Raw genomic sequence first — 16,609 nt, forward strand, 5'->3', positions numbered from 1 at the left:
AGTGCCTGCTGTTACATTGTTGATAAAAGAAATCCTGCCTCTTTATATTCTAAGCCATGCGCTTCAGCGACAGCGCGATACGTAACATAACCGTTCAGTGTGTTGATTCCTTGTAGCAGCGCTTCATTATCGAGACAAGCCTTTGAATACCCTTTGTTAGCGATTTGAAGTGCATAAGGCACCGTCACATTTGTAAGTGCGATGGTCGAAGTTCTTGGAACTGCCCCTGGCATATTGGCTACAGCATAATGCAGGACGCCATGCTTTTCATAGGTTGGATTGTCATGAGTGGTGATCCGGTCGACCGTCTCAAAAATTCCGCCCTGATCGATTGCCACATCTACAATAACTGAACCCGGTTTCATCGATTTGATCATCTCTTCCGTAACAAGCTTCGGTGCCCTCGCTCCCGGGATGAGCACCCCTCCGATGACTAGATCAGACTCTGCCACAGCAAGCGCGATATTGAGCGGATTAGAGATAAGAGTGTTGATCTCCGCACCGAAAATATCATCCAGCTGTCTCAGCCGCTCTGGGTTCAAATCGATGATCGTAACATCGGCACCGAGACCCATCGCGATTTTTGCCGCATTCGTTCCGACTACACCGCCTCCGATGATTGTCACTTTGCCTCTTTTCACACCAGGAACGCCGCCTAGCAGAATGCCCATCCCGCCTTTAGGCTTCTCTAGAAACTGTGCGCCGATCTGGGCAGCCATCCGTCCGGCAACCTCGCTCATCGGTGTTAACAGCGGCAATGTCCGGTTTGGCAATTGCACCGTTTCATACGCTATCGCCACTACTTTATTATCAGTGAGCGCTTTTGTCAGTTCAGGCTCAGGCGCAAGGTGAAGATATGTGAAAAGGATGAGCCCTTCGTGAAAATAAATAAATTCTTCCGGCAGCGGCTCTTTTACTTTCATCACCATGTCCATCGACCAAGCCTGGGCAGCGGATTCAACAATGCTTCCTCCTGCCTGCTCATACTCTTCGTCTGCAAAGCCCGATCCTTCTCCTGCACCTGTCTGGATATATACTTCATGGCCAGAAGCTACGAGGTTAAGAACGCCGGCCGGTGTCATGGCCACTCGGTTTTCATTGTTTTTTATTTCGGATGGCACACCAATTCTCATCAACAATCCCTCCTGTAAAGATACAAATATAAATCTTCATGCAACAGATGATATTGGAAAATTATGCTTATGATCCTATTGTTAACATACCACCAATAATTTAAAATAAAAAGCCAATTTATTTTCGGTACCGGTTAATAACATCGCGTCCGCCCGTCACAGATATCACGCTTCCTGTCACCATGTCAGAATCCTCTTCACAAAGAAATGTAACAAGCCTCGCAATGTCTTCGCCCGTTCCAGACCTTCCTACGGGAGTTTCGGGATCTCTGATTTTTTTTGCATAGGAGATATCCGCTTCCTTCATTTCTCCTAATATATTGCCCGGACAGATCATATTAGCTGTGATGCCGTACTCTGCCTCCTCAAGAGCGATCGTTTTCGTAAGTGACACGAGTCCTACTTTAGCTGCTGAAAAGGCTGAACGGTACACCCAGCCCGGCGCGTGATCTGCATCTTGAAAACCATATGTAATAATGCGCCCGAACCTCTGCTCCCTCATCGTCTTTACTGTCAGCTTAAAAAGATAAAACACAGCGCTTAAATTGCCCAAAATCATTTCTTCCCATTCATCTTCTGTATAATCAGCTAATTTTTTCCTCGAAAAAATATAAGGGCCAGCATTGTTGACCAAACAATCTATTCTTCCAAACCGTTTGAGGGACTCTGCAGCCAGATGCTGCAAATCCTCTTTTTTCGTCACGTCTCCTTTAACGAACAGCAGCCTGTCACTGTACTGCTCCCATATAGAGCGAAGCTTGCTTACCGTCTCTTCATCGCTTCTATAATTCACCGTGACAGCATACCCCTTCTGCAAAAAATGCTCTGTCACTTTCCTTCCTAATCCTTTTGTTCCGGCTGTAATAAGGGCATGTTTCACTAAAAAGCCTCCCGTCTCTTCTTCCTTCTCTTTAGTCTACTACAAAGATTTTATTTTTACGTGCTGGGAGCACTCTTCATCTGCTCATCAGCTTTTGATCAGAGCGCAATGATTAGCATTCAACAAAAAAACCGGCTGCAGGCAATCCGCCTCAGCCGGTTTCTTCATTTATTGCAGACTTTCTTCGTCATCGCTTTTACTGCGTTTAGCGTGCTGGTCTAGCATATCGATTACTCCGCTTTGATACGCATCAGTAATTTGCTGATGAACGGTCATTTCTCCTTCTTGGTCGAAATTCCATTCATTTTTCGGCTTGTCTTTTGCCATCACTTTTCTCTCCTCGAAACAGGATGGTATTATTTTTTGCCGAAGCAGCATGACTTAGCCGCTCAAATTTTTGGCAGTTCAAAGAGTGTTTCTTCCGCCAGCGCAAGCTGCGACTGGACCGCTTCAAACCCAGTTCCGCCTTCAGAATTCCGTTTCTCTACTGCTGTTTCAGGCAGAAGATCATGATACACATCTTCTTCAAAAAGCATGCTGTAAGAACGGTATTCGTCTAGAGGCACATCGAGCAGATAGATTCCTTTTTGAATACAGGCGAATACGATTTTACCTGTTACCTCGTGCGCTTCACGGAAAGGCATCCCTTTCTTAGCCAGATAGTCAGCAAGTTCTGTAGCATTGGAATAATCCTTCCTCACCGCTTCCATCATCTTAATATCGTTGATCTTGATTTCCTTCATCATGCCGTTAAAAATCGACAGACAGCCTTTGATGGTCTCGATCGTATCAAAAACAGGCTCTTTGTCTTCCTGCATATCTTTGTTGTAGGCAAGCGGAAGGCCTTTCATCACAGTGAGCAAGTGAACCAAACTGCCGTACACTCTTCCTGATTTACCGCGGATCAGCTCTGCCATGTCTGGATTTTTCTTCTGCGGCATCATGCTGCTGCCTGTTGAATAGCTGTCGCTGATTTCGACAAATTGAAATTCCTGAGACGACCAAAGGATAAGCTCCTCGCAAAAACGCGAAAGGTGCATCATCGTAATAGCTGCATTGGAGCAATACTCGATTGCAAAGTCGCGGTCGCTCACTGCATCCAAGCTGTTGGGATAAACTTTAGAGAAACCGAGCTCCTCTTTTGTCAAGTTCCGGTCAATCGGAAACGTTGTCCCTGCAAGTGCTCCAGCCCCAAGCGGGGACATATCCGTACGTTTCAGGCTGTCCGAGAATCGTTCCTTATCACGCTGAAGCATCCAAAAATAAGCCATCACGTGATGAGCGAAAGAAACAGGCTGTGCACGCTGAAGGTGAGTATATCCCGGAAGAATTGTTTCTACATTGCTTTTCGCAAGTTCAAGAAGTGTCGCCTGCAAGCTGCTGATGTGCGAGATTGTTGACAGCGTTTCTTCTTTCACATGCAAGTGAAGATCTGTCGCTACTTGGTCATTGCGGCTTCTAGCTGTGTGAAGCTTTCCCCCAAGCGGTCCGATCTCGTCAATCAAAAGCTTTTCTATGTTCAAATGGATATCTTCATATTCTGTTTTGAATTCAAGCTGCTGCTTTTCGGCACGTTCTTTTAATACGAGCAGCCCTGTTTGAATGAGACTGTGCTCTTCGATGCTCAGAATACCGCATTGCAAAAGCATTTTAGCGTGAGCGAGGCTGCCTGTTATGTCTACCACCGCCAGCTTTTGGTCGAAACCAATAGAAGCTCCAAATTCGTCGACCCATTCTTCAGGATGCTTTTCGAAACGGCCTCCCCAAAGTTTTGTCACACTTTCACCTCATTTTTCTGCACCATGCTGCTGACCTTTGTCGGCAGACCCCATAGAGAGATAAAGCCTTTCGCAGCCTGGTGATCGAATTCATCCTCCACTGTATAAGTCGCAAGCTTCTCGTTATAAAGTGAGAACGGTGATTTTCTTCCTTCTACGATTGCGTGGCCTTTAAACATCTTGACACGGACAGTTCCTGTTACATATTTTTGAGTTTCTTCCAGGAATGCAGCCAGCGGCTTTTGCAGAGGAGAGAACCAAAGCCCTTCATAGATCAGCTCTGTCATTTTCTTCTCAATAACTGGCTTAAAATGTGCGACTTCTTTTACGAGTGTAAGGTCTTCCAGTTCTTTATGTGCTTTAATGAGCGTCAATGCCGCCGGGCACTCATACACTTCACGGGACTTGATGCCGACGAGTCTGTTTTCAACATGGTCAATCCTGCCGATTCCATGCTTTCCAGCTAAAAGGTTCAATTCTAGGATCAATTTATCCAAATTCAAGTATTGACCATCTAAAGTAACTGGAACACCTTTTTCAAAACCGATCTCTACAATCTCCGGCGTGTCCGGAGTTTCTTCGAGAGGAAGAGTCAGTTCATAAGCTGCTTCCGGAGGCGCTGCCCAAGGATCTTCGAGTATACCGCATTCATTGCTTCTTCCCCATAAATTTTGGTCGATCGAGAACGGATTCTCTGTCTGAACCGGAACTGGAATATTATGCTCTTTTGCATATTCAATCTCTTCTTCACGTGACCATTGCCAGTCTCGAACCGGCGCAATTACTTCAAGCTCAGGTGCAAGCGCCGCGATAGACACTTCAAATCTCACCTGATCGTTTCCTTTTCCTGTGCATCCGTGTGCTACTGCATGTGCACCATATGCTTTAGCTGTTTCCACAAGCTTTTGAGCGATGAGCGGACGGCTGAGAGCTGATACAAGCGGGTACTTCCCTTCATATAATGCATGAGATTGCAGTGCTGTCAAAGCGTATACTTCCGCGAACTCTTTTTTGACATCGAGTACAATAGACTCTTCCGCTCCTACTGTCAGGGCTTTGCTTTGAATGAACGGCAGGTCTTTGCCTTCGCCGACATCCAGACATAATGCGATGACACTGTATCCTTTTTCTTTTAGCCACTGAATGGCAACCGATGTATCCAATCCACCTGAATAAGCAAGAACAACTTTTTTATTTTCCACTTTCCAATCCCTCCAAACAATGTATAAAACCTAAGTATAATTGAATTTTTATTCATTCTTTTGCAAAAAAATAGAACAAAGTGCCCTACATTTGAATCACAAAACTATCTTAACAAATCCAAAAGACGAATGCAATAATATTCTTAAATATGAATAAAAATTCTAACACGCTTAAATTATCGCAAAACGAGAGTATATCCGGTACACTAGAATCGAGAGGTGAATGAAATGAATGACTTCTTTCGTGAAGATGAACGCCTTGGGATCAAGCTGCCTTTTTTGAAACTGGAATGGCATCAATATTCATCAGAAGTGCAGGAAGCCATCCTGCTTGAATGGGAGAATATACGCGGCATTATTCCTGACCGGATAAAAGAAATCGAAAACCAGATTAACATGCTGCAGACAAGACTGGATCATGAGGAGAACTTTCCGATCTCCTGTGAATTAAACACTTCCATAGCCCACCATGCTTCTGTCATAAACGACCTTTGGCTCTGGTACCGGCATAACGGTGCAGCTGTCTACAAGTCACATACTTAAAAGCAAAAAACCGCCGGGTGGCGGTTTTTTATTTATTCAGCTGCTGTTTTATGTGTCTGAGCTCTGGCAGAATAAGCTTTGTCATAGCGAGTTTAACTGCACCGGAAGATCCCGGCATTGCAAAGATCGCGGTCTTTCCTGAGGTTCCTGCTGCTGCCCGGCTTAGAATGGCACTAGAGCCAATATCCTCGGTAAAGCTCAGCATCCGGAAAATCTCCCCAAAGCCTGGCAGTTCTTTTTCAAACAGCGGTGTAACGGTTTCAATCGTTACGTCTCTTTCGGCGACCCCAGTCCCTCCGGTTATTAGGATGACATCCAAGCTGCTTTCTTTCATCAGGCTGGCTATGTGCTTTGTTATTGCATCGCGGTCATCTGGAATAATGACCGGTTCTCCAGCCGCGTGTCCCGCATCCAAAAGCAGTTCTTTTATGACCTTTCCGCTTTTGTCAGTCTCAGGAGTCCTTGTGTCGCTAACTGTTATAATGGCTGCAGCAGCCGATGCAGGAGCCTGTTTTTTATGTTCTTCAGGGGTACTATTCAAAACTAGAGCCTCCTGTTTTCTAGAAGGAAGCGTTTCTGATAAAAACGGTGGGCGATCTCGGTAATCTTTCGTGCCTGCTGATAGTTTGCTGCTGCCCCGAGCGCCATTCCGAAAAGCGGTATTCCCTGTACGAGCTTCTTACGGAGCATAACAATCGCAAGCGCCTTGATGCCCTGTTTCAGCGGCTGGGAGAGCCAGGTAATGTCTGCAACTTCATCATTGCCTGCATAAAAAATGGGGTGCTCTTCAGTCGTCTGAAGTTCATGAAAGAGCTCGTCCCACTTGTGCGCCTGATATTTTTTAGGAAGTGTGGCCATATGAAACACCTTCAATGAGCGCATCATCTCGGCAGGCTTTTGGATGTCAAAACCATAATGAAGAGCAATGGACTGTACAGAACGCACACCAAGCGTGACGGCGGCTGGAAAATCGCTTCCCAGAAGCAATACGCCTCCTGTTCCAGCTAACCCTCCTTGAGCCAATGAAGCGAGACGGTTCCTTGCTATTTCCTGTTCAGCCATATAAATCAGCTGGTCGATCGTACATTTCTGAAGATCTTCTATTTCATAAATATCTTCCCGGAATGTACGTGCTTCTGATAAGATGCGCTGGCGAGTGTCGAGCTGAAACTGAGAATTCTGAATGGCCGCATGAATATGGAAAAGAGAAGTATCGATCCACTCGCTGACCTTATCTCCCCATTCCGATGGAAGCCGTTCAAGCTGAGAGGATACCCATTTATCGTATGTTCTTCCAAAATCGGTCGGTTCATATGTAAAAAAATCATTTTCCCAAGACTCGATGTCCCGCCAGACCTGTTCGTCTCTCACTGTTCCGTTCAAAAGAGGTCGCCTCCTGCACTTTTTTTACCATTATACCCTAATTGTACGGCTTCGTTAAAAACAAGGCCTGAAAAAACAGCAAAAAAATAAGAAGCCGGCTATTGCCAGCTTCTTCAGAAAGATTATTATTTTGTCAGTCGAAGTGTATCACGGGCGATCATCACTTCTTCGTTTGTCGGAATCACAATAACTTTTACAGGAGAGTGAGGATAGCTGATAAACGCTTCTTTTCCTCTTACCTTGTTAAGTGCAGGGTCCCAGTACACACCCATGAACTCGAGACCTCTTAATACTCGCTCGCGGACAGAAGTACTGTTTTCACCGATACCTGCAGTAAAGATGATTGCATCGATTCCAGCCATTCGTGCAGCATATGATCCAATATATTTGTGGATACGGCTCGCGAATACCTCAAGAGCAAGTTCAGCACGCTCGTTGCCGTTCTCCGCTTCGGTTTCAATGTCACGAAGGTCTGAAGAGAATCCGGATACACCAAGCATACCGCTCTTGTTGTTCAGTACGTTCAGCACTTCTTCAGCAGACTGCCCTGTTTTTTGCATAATGTATGGGATAAGAGCAGGGTCAATGTTCCCTGAACGTGTCCCCATCGTTACACCTGCAAGCGGTGTGAAGCCCATTGACGTATCGATGGACTTTCCGCCTTCGATCGCAGCGATACTCGCTCCGTTTCCTAAATGGCAAGAAAGAAGGCGCAGCTGCTCGATCGGACGGCCAAGAAGCTCGGCTGCACGCTCGGACACATATTTATGACTTGTTCCGTGGAAACCGTATTTACGGATTCCAAATTCTTTATAATATTCATATGGAAGGCTGTATAAAAAGGATTTCTCAGGCATTGACTGGTGGAAAGCTGTATCAAAAACAGCGACAGCCGGCACCTCTGGCAGTACGCCTTTAAATGCGTTGATCCCGACAAGGTTAGCCGGATTATGAAGCGGCGCTAAGAAAGAAAGCTCTTCGATTTCGGCTAGTATTTCATCTGTTATTAAAACAGAATCGTTAAACTTCTCTCCTCCGTGCACGACACGGTGGCCGATTCCTTCAATTTCGTTAAAAGATGAGATAATGCTGTGCTTCAGCAGCTTTTCTAGAAGCATCTTAACTGCAACAGCATGGTCGTTGATGTCTGTTACTTCTTTTACTTTTTCTCCATTAACTTCAATCGTAAAAATTGAATCGTTCATGCCGATTCTTTCAACAAGTCCTTTTGTAAGGACCGTCTCTTCAGGCATATCAAGAAGCTGAAACTTTAACGATGAGCTCCCTGCATTGATTGCGATAATTTTAGCCAAACCCGCCATCTCCTTATGTTATGAAAGGGGTAGTGTAAATCGTTTTACTCCCCTTATCGATAATTTAGACAATATCCTTCCTTATTTAATCACTCGTTAGTTTATATATCAAGGCGCTGAAACGCTTACATACCATATTCGTTATTTTCAGACTTGATTGCGTTTTCAATCACTGTGTTTTTGCACACTTTCAATGCTAATTTTTAAGTGGCTGTTTTCGTAAACAATGTTGTTATGAAAGAAATCAAAGACGGGTTGATCTCCGTTTCAGGTGCACGCTTTCCGCGGGGTGAGAGGTGAGCCCTTCCGTCGCATGCGCCATTGGAAGGTCTCACCTGTCTAGCAGAAAACGGCTAGCCCCTCGAGGTCAAATGAGCAAGTGCCCAATAAGTCAAAGAGCGACTTACCGGTCCCTTTCTCATTTGCTGGTCGGGGCTGAACGAGCCGTTTCTGCCTTTCGGGCTGTCCCACTCATCCCGCCGGAGTCGGCACCTTTCACTCCGATCAACTTTTTCAATGAAGAATTCAAGATGATTAGCGTAAAGAATGAGTCGTCCCAAACAAATAATTGTAGAATGGAAGTATTCATCATGGATTAGGCGTTGAAGCTTTCTAGCAATCCCGCTGAAATTTCTTAAAACAAAATCATTTAAAATAAAAGATCTTTAAAAACTCCCTGGTTGACTGTCGCTGCAGGAGCTAGCTAAGTCAGCATATATGCTAATCGCCCACTGATAATGCCCATAAAAAAAACAGCAAAGCATACGCTTCGCTGATTATTTTTCACGTTTCCATTCAGTTTTAAACCACTCGTCCATTTGTTTCATCACTTTGTTCAATGCATCTTTGTTGGAGAACGGCGGAAGTTTGACAAGCATCGCTTGCTTAGGCTTGATCATTTCTGTTCCGTTTTTCTGCAGGATCAAAATGCTTTTCGCATGAGTTTCCGACTTAAAGAGAGACATCGGGAGTTCAATGAGTCCGAGGACAGCAGCATGATTCTTTATCCACTTTTGCAGCAGATCAGCCTGTTCACTTTCAAACAGCCTGTTTGGCACAAGAAAAACACCGAATCCAGAGTCCTTCACATACTTCATCGCCTGTTCCATGATGAGATGATGAGCGTAAGTATGACCTTTTTCATGATGAACCACAAAATCCTTCGCTGTCTCGTCATCCGGATAAAAACCAACAGGCAGGTCGGCGAGGGCTATGTCAACAGGTTCAATGTAAAGGGGCTTTATCGTATCCTGATGAAAGAGCTCAACTGCATGCTTCTGAAGATTGGCACTGCTCCATGAAAGCCTTAGAAGCGTTTCGTCGATTTCAACGCCAAATGCAGACAGTTCTTTCCCTTCAAGCAAGTTCATTACTGCGGTAAGCATGTTCCCCGATCCTATTACCGGATCAAGCAGGGTAACATTTGTTTCGTGCTCCTTCATCTTTCTGATCAAATACCCCATAAATAAGGCTACCGCGTCAGGTGTCATAGCATGATTTGGCTGGATTGCTTCTTTCATGCCTTTTAAAACGGCGAGCTGAAACGCTTTTCTAATCTCTTCATTTTCGAGTGCCGATATACTTACTTTCTTGTATTCCTGCTGCAGCAGATCCTTAAGCTTCGCGCTGTAATCCTGCGGAACCTCCCCGTAAAAGAGGTTTTCGCCTGATTCAGCAAGAGCTGTCAGATAAGGCGTGCTGTCTTCTTCCTTTATCGCAGAAGCAGTAACATCCAGTACAGTAAATAATTTTTCCATTTTTTCAAAAGAGCTCATAATCACGTTCCTCCTGTTATCTAGGGAACATTTTAGCAAATATCAGCATGATAATCTAGGAAACCACTCCTAAATGAAAAAACTCCAGCGGACTTGCTGCCCGCTGGAGCTTTTTTTAGTTAGCCGCTGCTGCAGCTTCGATCGCTTTGTCGTAATCAGGATGGTTGGTCACTTCATTCACGTATTCAACATATGTGATTTTGTCGGAGCTGTCCACGACGAATACGGCACGCGCTAAAAGGCGAAGCTCTTCAATCGCTGTCCCATATGCTTTCCCGAAAGAAAGGTCACGGTGGTCAGAAAGAGTCTGCACATTTTCCACACCCGCAGCTGCACACCAGCGCTTTTGAGCAAACGGAAGATCCACAGAAACCGTAAGTACTTTAACGTTATCAAGCTTTGATGCTGCTTCGTTAAACTTACGTGTCTGAGCATCACAAACACCTGTGTCAACTGAAGGAACTACTGAAATAAGCCTCACTGAGCCTTTAGAATCAGCAAGCGTTACCTCTGACAAATCATTCGCGAGCACTTTAAAATCAGGTGCTGTATCCCCTGCTTTTAACTGAGTTCCGACTAATGTTACCGGTTTTTCTTTGAAAGTTACTGACATTTTAACAGCCTCCTTTGCAATATGTACATGTCCATCATAAATCGGCAATATCTTTTGCGCAACTTTTGAGCTCCTGCCGTTAATAACGAATGGCCGGCCAATTGGCCAGCCGGTTTGTATTTAAAAATCGTTCTTTTCTGATTGTCTGCGGGTCATCTGCCCTTTGTTTTTGTTCATCATGTTCTGAAGCTTATCGATCACACCGGGTGCTAAGTCGAGAATCTTTTCGTATAAGTGCGTGCTGTTATCAAGATGAATTGTCTTAATTCCTTGATTAGACACGATCAGAAAAGCGATCGGCGTTATCGAGACACCACCGCCGCTTCCTCCTCCGAAAGGAATCTTGTTTTCACCCTGCTGCCCTTGCCCCGAAGAATTACTGCCTGATGATGCATTAAATTCAGATCCTCCTGCGGCAAAGCCGAAACCGACTTTCGAAACAGTCAGGATCACGCTTCCATCAGGTGTTTCTACAGGATCACCGATTATCGTATTAACGTCGATCATTTCTTTAAGATTTTCCATGGCTGTCTTCATCAACCCTTGGATCGGATGGTCATTCATGTTTCAAATCCTCCTGTCATGGCATTCGAACTTCGTTTCATTTTCGATCTGGACTTCCGCCACGCTTTAGTCACACGCAGCATCACGACAATAGCATGTCCGATTCTAAAGGAAAACATACCCGACACATGCGTTTTGGAGTAAGCATGGGAAAAAACAGGATGCACCTCTATATGAGGCTCCCTTTGCACTGAAAGAAATGAATATAAAAGAGTGTTGACGATCCCTTTTACAGACCAAAGCAAGCCTGACATGACAGCAGTTGAGGATGCATCACCTGTTCCAATGACTGTTTCCCACCTGAATCTGTACAGCTTCACATTTTTTAAAAAGCCAGCCGCTATTGATGCCAGATGATGAATATGTTTCAGCTCTGCCTTAACTCTCTTAAAGCGAGAGAAGATCACACTGAACGATATTTTCTTCCTTCTGATTTTTTGCTTTCGCTTTGAATTGATCTCTTTTTCTGTGTACTCGACTTTTCCTCCGCTCTCTGTTTCAGCACTCGTGATGACTTTTGTATGGCTGAATATTTTCCAAAGCCTGAACGTTATCGTCACGCTGCTGTCGGCAGCACCAGCGGTAAATTCAAACGAGACTGATATCCTCGATACCCACAATCCTGTCAGCAGGATAGCAGAAAATATAATGACAGCTGCAATCCAATACATGATCCTCTTCCTTCCTCTTCCCATTATGAGCAAGAAAGAAAAAAATAAAACCTGCTATCTTCAGCAGGTTTTATTAGATATCAGTCTCGGTTGTGCACAACAAATGTATCAGCGAAATGGTCATGAAAGCCTTGTTTTTTCTTTGAAAAAGCAGCGGCAATATAGCCTGCAAATAAGAACTTGCTGATAAACTTTCCGATTACTTCACGGAAAAACAAATCTCCCCACGTGAGCCTTTGCTCTTCCTTGGCGATCACCCTTATATTGAAAACCATCTTTCCAAGCGTCTGACTGAACACCTTAGTCATGACTACATAATAGGCGTACAAAACAATCGCTGCTACAAGACCTTCGAGCGTAAAAATGCCGCGCGGTCCAAAAGAAGGGTTATTTGTAAACAAAAATGGAAACAAAATAAAACGGTTCAAACTTGAAACAACCACGAAGTCTAGAAGAAACGCCCAAAATCTTATCCAGAATCCAGCGTAGTGATAATCTGCTTCTTCCTTGTGTAAAGCAGTATCCGGCAATACGTTCCAATCTTCATTTTCCATCAGCTCACCCCTATTCTGAATATAAATACTTGAGCTGCGGAGACTGCTGCTCATTCATCAGCTGCTTGATACCAAGAAGATCCCCGCCGGAACCGGCAATTTTCTGCACACTCATCTGGAAAAGAGACTCAAATCCAACAGGCAGTTCGTACTGAACGAGCGAAAGACCGCTGTCGCCAAGCTTCTTCTTCATCCCAGCTGCTGCATCATCAAATGTTCCCAGATTGTCGACCAGTCCGAGCTCCTTCGCCTGCTTTCCGCTGTAAATTCTGCCGTCAGCTATTTTTCTTACTGCATCTTCATTCATCTTCCGGCCTTGTGATATAACGGAAACAAACTCGTCATACGAATCATCGACCATGTCCTGCAATATGTTCTGTTCCTCTTTTGTCATATCTCTTGATGGAGACAGGATATCTTTATGAGGTCCGCTCTTTATCGTCTCCCACTTTACACCTAGCTTTTCAGCGAGTTCCCCATAATTCATCGATTGAATAATGACGCCTAGTGACCCTGTCATAGTGGCTGGGTTAGCATAGATGGTATCAGCAGGAGCGGATATGTAGTAGCCGCCTGATGCAGCCATACTGCCCATTGAAATGAATACCGGCTTGCGGTGTTTCTGCTGTGTTTCCACAATTTTTTTATGTATTTCCGCGCTTTCAACAACCCCTCCTCCAGGGCTGTTAACTTTAATAATTATACCCGCAGCGCTGTCATCTTTACCTGCCTGATCAAGCATTTTTAAAAATTGCCTGTGATTGTAGCCAGCACTCTCAAAGAACGAAGCCGCGTCGCCAGTGTCTTGTATCACGCCTGAAACGTCCAGTACGACGATTTTTCTGTCAGAATCCCCTTCTTGAATCACTGTTTCAGCAAATTCTTCATCGCCAGCCGAAAGCCAGCTCTCTTCCATGCCGCCGAACAGCTTGCCTGCAGCCAGTGAACCGAGAAATTGAAAAAGTGCTGAACTGATAAAAAGTACGGCAGCGATCGCCAGTGCAATCCATCTTTTTTTATTCATTAATGAAAGCCTCCTTATGCTGTCTATACTACAGTTTACCTGTTTCTCCTTATAAATTCCATTTGCATGAAAGAAAGGAATCTTTTCATCTATCTCGAACACCTTATTATAGAAAGCAATCTATTATTGGAGGTTTTGCACCATGGAAGAGCGCAAACATTTGTATTTATTTTACAAAGATGAAGAACCGGTTACATCAAAAGTTGAGAACATGAAAAAGCTTGCTGAAGAGCAAGGATTTACTCTTGTTGATAACGATGCGGATGCAAACATTATTGCATCGATCGGAGGAGACGGAGCATTTTTGCAGGCTGTACGCAAAACGGGGTTCCGTGACGACTGTCTGTACGTCGGTGTCGGTGCTGAGGATATTGGCTTTTACTGTGATTTTCATATTGATGATCTTTCAGGAATGCTGCAGGCGATGAATTCGGCACAGATAGAGGTGAGAAGATATCCTACCCTCGAGGTTACTGTGGACGGGCATTCCCGTTTCTTTTGTTTAAATGAATGCTCAATCCGCTCTTCAGTCATTAAAACGTACGTGATGGATGTATTTATTGACGACTTGTATTTTGAAACGTTCCGCGGAGACGGTATGCTCGTTTCCACACCGACCGGAAGCACCGCTTATAACAAATCAGTGAACGGTGCAGTGCTTGATCCCATGCTCGCATGCTATCAGGTGAGTGAGATGGCTTCTTTAAATAACAACCAGTACCGCACCCTTGGCTCATCTTTTGTTCTAAGCAGCGAAAGGAAGTTATCGTTTAAAATTTCACAGGATACAAGCCATTACCCGATTATCGGCATCGACAATGAAGCTCTCAGCATCCAGCATTGCGAGAGCCTTGAATTCAGCTTGAGCACAAAAAAAGTTAAGACCGTAAAGCTGAAGGATAACTCTTTCTGGCATAAAGTACGCAGAAGCTTTTTGTAATTTAAAAAGCAGCCCTTACCTTTACAATCTAGCGTGGTGCGGTGATTTCCGCTCCAGGGTGCTGAGCTTTCCGCGGGGCGTGCGGTGAGCCCCGCTGGAGTCTCGCACCCTTCCGCTCCAATCACGACATATTTTCATTACAATTCATTGAACCAAACCACTAGAAAGGATCAACCCAACTCGTAATGCGAGGCGGCATGATCCTTTCTTCTTTGTAAAAAAGCATTCAATTTAAGTGGACATGACCGGATCATATTAAACCCTTACGATGTTCTTCAGTCCTTAAATACTACTTTAAAATTCAGCGGGGTATCTCAGAAAAATCTATAGCTGAAACGCTTGTTCATCTTGAATCCTTCATTGATAAAGTTGATCGGAGTGAAAGGTGCCGACTCCTCGAAAATGAAAAATCGCATTTTCTTCGTGCGATGTCTTGCTGCGCAGCCTTCCTTATCCTGCGGGACGAGCGGTCAGGTGAGACCACTCAATGGCGCGTAGCGGCGAGGGGGCTCACCGGACGCCCCGCGGAAAGCGTGCGCCTGAAACGGAGATCAACTTCTTCTCTGATTCATGGAAGGCTGCTTTTTAAATAACACGGACCTCTTGGCTGCTGTAAGCTGTCTGTCCGTCAACGATTGTATACAAGACTTTTGTCTGAAGTATTTCTTCAGGAGCTGTCTTGAATAGATCGCGGCCAAAGACGGTGAAGTCGGCACAATAGCCTGGTGCGATGATTCCTTGGCTGTTTTCTTTCCCGATCGCAGCTGCACTTCCAGTTGTGTATAGCTGGATGGCTTCATACATAGTCAGTTTCTGTGCCGGCACATATCCTTCATGCGTTTCGCCCGGCTTTCTCCGATGAACCGCTGCATATAATCCAAGCAGCGGATTGGCAGGCTCTATCGGGGCATCTGAACCTCCTGCGCAGATAATGTTATGATCAAGCAATGTCCTGAAAGCAAAAGCATACCTTACACGGTCTTCTCCAAGCCTTTCGATCAGCCATGGAAAGTCTGATGATACAAAGCCCGGCTGGATGTCAATAATAACCGGAAGTTCTTTCATCCTTGCTACGAGGTCTTCCCGAACAAGACCAGCATGAATGATCCGGTCTTTCTTTCCTATAGGAGGCGGGGTCTTTTCAAACGCATCAATGACCATCTCCAGCGACTTGTCGCCGATCGTATGGACCGCTGCAGCCATACGGTGCTTTCTTGCCAGCTGCACCAGCTCTGCCAGCTGCCCTGCACTGTGTATGCACACTCCGTTTGTTTCTGGGTCATCGGAATATGGCTCGCTTAAAAGAGCTGTCCTTCCGCCAAATGCTCCATCACTGAATATTTTCAATGCTCCATATTCCACATAAGGCGATGTAAACGGTTCACACTCGAGCACTTCTTCAAGAGCCAGATGGTGCACGAGAAGATGTGCTTTAAATGGTATTCCTTTTCTTCCTAAAACGTTTTTGAAAGCTTCTTCTGCAAAACGAAATCCTCCATAATAGCTTAAATCTTCAGAGTGCGCACCAACAATTCCTTTTGACAACAGATCCTTCACAGACGCTTCAAGCGCTCTGTTCAAATAATGCTGTTCTGCCTGAGGGATGACTTTTTTGACGAGGTCAGCTGCACTGTCCATTAACAGGCCGGTGGGCTCCCCTCTCTCATCGCGGTGAATAATTCCTCCTGCAGGATCTTCAGTATCTTTAGTGATGCCAGCAAGACTAAGTGCCTTCGAGTTGGCTAAGAAAGCATGCCGGCATACACGGGAAATAAAAACTGGCCTCCCGCCAGAAATCCTGTCCAATTCTTCACGGCTCACGATCCGGACGTCAGGGAAGTTGTTCTCATTCCAGCCGTCACCGATCAGCCATTCGTTTTCTTCCAACAGAGACGCCTTAAGCTTTAATACTTCCAGCAAATCTTCTGCAGATGTGAGTGCTGACAAATCCAGGCGAATAAGCTTTTCCCCATGTCCGATCAGATGCAGATGGCTGTCAGTCAGCCCAGGTATCATCATCCCGCCTTTTAAATCGATGACCGTAGTAATGAATTCTTGAAATTCTTCTCTGATGCTTGTTTCAAAACCAGCCGCTTCAATTTTTCCGTCTCTGCAGAAAACCGCTTCAACTGTTTCGTATTCATCTCTCATCGTATAGATGCTGGCGTTTATATAAAGAGTCCCCATTAGCGCTTCCCCCTTTTGTCTGCTTTCATTTTAATTCAATTATCACGCT

Annotated in this window: 17 protein-coding genes; 2 read left to right on the forward strand and 15 right to left on the reverse strand. The window is 45.0% G+C overall.

The features are described from left to right. Positions 1-11: 11 nt before the first annotated feature. The 5 genes from ald to CGZ90_RS09975 all read right to left on the reverse strand — a co-directional run bounded on the left by ald (position 12) and on the right by CGZ90_RS09975 (position 4,993). Positions 12-1,133: an alanine dehydrogenase gene (ald, locus tag CGZ90_RS09960; RefSeq protein ID WP_094252331.1), complete on the reverse strand. Its 1,122-nt coding sequence runs from the start codon at positions 1,131-1,133 to the stop codon at positions 12-14. A 118-nt stretch (positions 1,134-1,251) separates the two neighbouring features. After that, positions 1,252-2,013 (reverse strand): SDR family oxidoreductase, encoded by a 762-nt coding sequence (locus tag CGZ90_RS09965; RefSeq protein WP_094252333.1) that lies wholly within the window; start codon positions 2,011-2,013, stop codon positions 1,252-1,254. Positions 2,014-2,181: 168 nt separating this feature from the next. Continuing rightward, positions 2,182-2,340: a hypothetical protein gene (locus tag CGZ90_RS20735; RefSeq protein WP_165766827.1), complete on the reverse strand. Its 159-nt coding sequence runs from the start codon at positions 2,338-2,340 to the stop codon at positions 2,182-2,184. A 62-nt stretch (positions 2,341-2,402) separates the two neighbouring features. Continuing rightward, positions 2,403-3,791, reverse strand: a complete 1,389-nt coding sequence (argH, locus tag CGZ90_RS09970; RefSeq protein WP_094252335.1) for an argininosuccinate lyase — start codon at positions 3,789-3,791, stop codon at positions 2,403-2,405. Beyond that, complete coding sequence (locus CGZ90_RS09975) at positions 3,788-4,993, reverse strand: argininosuccinate synthase (RefSeq protein ID WP_094252337.1); 1,206 nt, start codon at positions 4,991-4,993, stop codon at positions 3,788-3,790. Before CGZ90_RS09975 ends, argH begins: the two co-directional genes overlap by 4 nt. Before the next feature lie 228 nt (positions 4,994-5,221). Between CGZ90_RS09975 and CGZ90_RS09980 the strand changes: the two genes are divergently transcribed. Next, entirely contained in the window at positions 5,222-5,536 is a 315-nt protein-coding gene (locus CGZ90_RS09980; protein WP_094252338.1) for a hypothetical protein, read from the forward strand. A 28-nt stretch (positions 5,537-5,564) separates the two neighbouring features. Here CGZ90_RS09980 and CGZ90_RS09985 read toward each other — a convergent pair whose 3' ends face one another. From CGZ90_RS09985 to sppA, 9 genes are all read right to left on the reverse strand, one after another. Further along, positions 5,565-6,077, reverse strand: coding sequence for a MogA/MoaB family molybdenum cofactor biosynthesis protein (locus tag CGZ90_RS09985; protein ID WP_094252340.1), 513 nt, complete (start codon positions 6,075-6,077; stop codon positions 5,565-5,567). Positions 6,078-6,079: 2 nt separating this feature from the next. Further along, positions 6,080-6,919: an EcsC family protein gene (locus tag CGZ90_RS09990; RefSeq protein ID WP_094252341.1), complete on the reverse strand. Its 840-nt coding sequence runs from the start codon at positions 6,917-6,919 to the stop codon at positions 6,080-6,082. A 125-nt stretch (positions 6,920-7,044) separates the two neighbouring features. Continuing rightward, positions 7,045-8,232 carry an acetate kinase gene (locus tag CGZ90_RS09995; RefSeq protein WP_094252342.1) on the reverse strand — a complete coding sequence of 396 codons (1,188 nt, stop codon included), beginning with the start codon at positions 8,230-8,232 and terminating at the stop codon, positions 7,045-7,047. 776 nt (positions 8,233-9,008) lie between these two features. Further along, entirely contained in the window at positions 9,009-10,007 is a 999-nt protein-coding gene (locus CGZ90_RS10000; RefSeq protein ID WP_094252343.1) for a class I SAM-dependent methyltransferase, read from the reverse strand. Positions 10,008-10,122: 115 nt separating this feature from the next. After that, positions 10,123-10,620, reverse strand: coding sequence for a thiol peroxidase (gene tpx, locus CGZ90_RS10005; RefSeq protein WP_094252344.1), 498 nt, complete (start codon positions 10,618-10,620; stop codon positions 10,123-10,125). Between the two features lie 120 nt (positions 10,621-10,740). Next, a complete protein-coding gene (gene ytfJ / locus CGZ90_RS10010; RefSeq protein ID WP_094252345.1) occupies positions 10,741-11,184 on the reverse strand; it encodes a GerW family sporulation protein in 444 nt (147 codons plus the stop codon). Continuing rightward, a complete protein-coding gene (locus CGZ90_RS10015; RefSeq protein ID WP_165766828.1) occupies positions 11,181-11,855 on the reverse strand; it encodes a DUF2953 domain-containing protein in 675 nt (224 codons plus the stop codon). Before CGZ90_RS10015 ends, ytfJ begins: the two co-directional genes overlap by 4 nt. 80 nt (positions 11,856-11,935) lie before the next feature. After that, positions 11,936-12,409: an RDD family protein gene (locus CGZ90_RS10020; protein WP_094252347.1), complete on the reverse strand. Its 474-nt coding sequence runs from the start codon at positions 12,407-12,409 to the stop codon at positions 11,936-11,938. Between the two features lie 10 nt (positions 12,410-12,419). Beyond that, positions 12,420-13,433, reverse strand: a complete 1,014-nt coding sequence (sppA, locus tag CGZ90_RS10025) for a signal peptide peptidase SppA (protein ID WP_094252348.1) — start codon at positions 13,431-13,433, stop codon at positions 12,420-12,422. A gap of 142 nt (positions 13,434-13,575) precedes the next feature. On the opposite strand from sppA, the gene CGZ90_RS10030 reads away from it, so the two are divergent. After that, positions 13,576-14,373, forward strand: a complete 798-nt coding sequence (locus tag CGZ90_RS10030) for an NAD kinase (RefSeq protein WP_094252349.1) — start codon at positions 13,576-13,578, stop codon at positions 14,371-14,373. Positions 14,374-14,958: 585 nt separating this feature from the next. Here CGZ90_RS10030 and CGZ90_RS10035 read toward each other — a convergent pair. After that, positions 14,959-16,560, reverse strand: coding sequence for an amidohydrolase (locus CGZ90_RS10035; RefSeq protein ID WP_094252350.1), 1,602 nt, complete (start codon positions 16,558-16,560; stop codon positions 14,959-14,961). Positions 16,561-16,609: the final 49 nt, after the last annotated feature.

Origin of the sequence: Fictibacillus aquaticus (genome assembly GCF_002245695.1) — a bacterium.
GTDB classification, from domain to species: Bacteria; Bacillota; Bacilli; order Bacillales; family Fictibacillaceae; genus Fictibacillus; species Fictibacillus aquaticus.

Bases quoted from the DNA above. Each gene is read 5' to 3' on its own strand.
- sppA (WP_094252348.1), bottom strand. From the start codon at position 13,433: ATGAATAAAAAAAGATGGATTGCACTGGCGATCGCTGCCGTACTTTTT.
- ytfJ (WP_094252345.1), bottom strand. From the start codon at position 11,184: ATGAATGACCATCCGATCCAAGGGTTGATGAAGACAGCCATGGAAAAT.
- CGZ90_RS09980 (WP_094252338.1), top strand. From the start codon at position 5,222: ATGAATGACTTCTTTCGTGAAGATGAACGCCTTGGGATCAAGCTGCCT.
- CGZ90_RS10030 (WP_094252349.1), top strand. From the start codon at position 13,576: ATGGAAGAGCGCAAACATTTGTATTTATTTTACAAAGATGAAGAACCG.
- CGZ90_RS10000 (WP_094252343.1), bottom strand. From the start codon at position 10,007: ATGAGCTCTTTTGAAAAAATGGAAAAATTATTTACTGTACTGGATGTT.
- CGZ90_RS10020 (WP_094252347.1), bottom strand. From the start codon at position 12,409: ATGGAAAATGAAGATTGGAACGTATTGCCGGATACTGCTTTACACAAG.
- CGZ90_RS10035 (WP_094252350.1), bottom strand. From the start codon at position 16,560: ATGGGGACTCTTTATATAAACGCCAGCATCTATACGATGAGAGATGAA.
- CGZ90_RS10015 (WP_165766828.1), bottom strand. From the start codon at position 11,855: ATGTATTGGATTGCAGCTGTCATTATATTTTCTGCTATCCTGCTGACA.
- tpx (WP_094252344.1), bottom strand. From the start codon at position 10,620: ATGTCAGTAACTTTCAAAGAAAAACCGGTAACATTAGTCGGAACTCAG.
- ald (WP_094252331.1), bottom strand. From the start codon at position 1,133: ATGAGAATTGGTGTGCCATCCGAAATAAAAAACAATGAAAACCGAGTG.
- CGZ90_RS20735 (WP_165766827.1), bottom strand. From the start codon at position 2,340: ATGGCAAAAGACAAGCCGAAAAATGAATGGAATTTCGACCAAGAAGGA.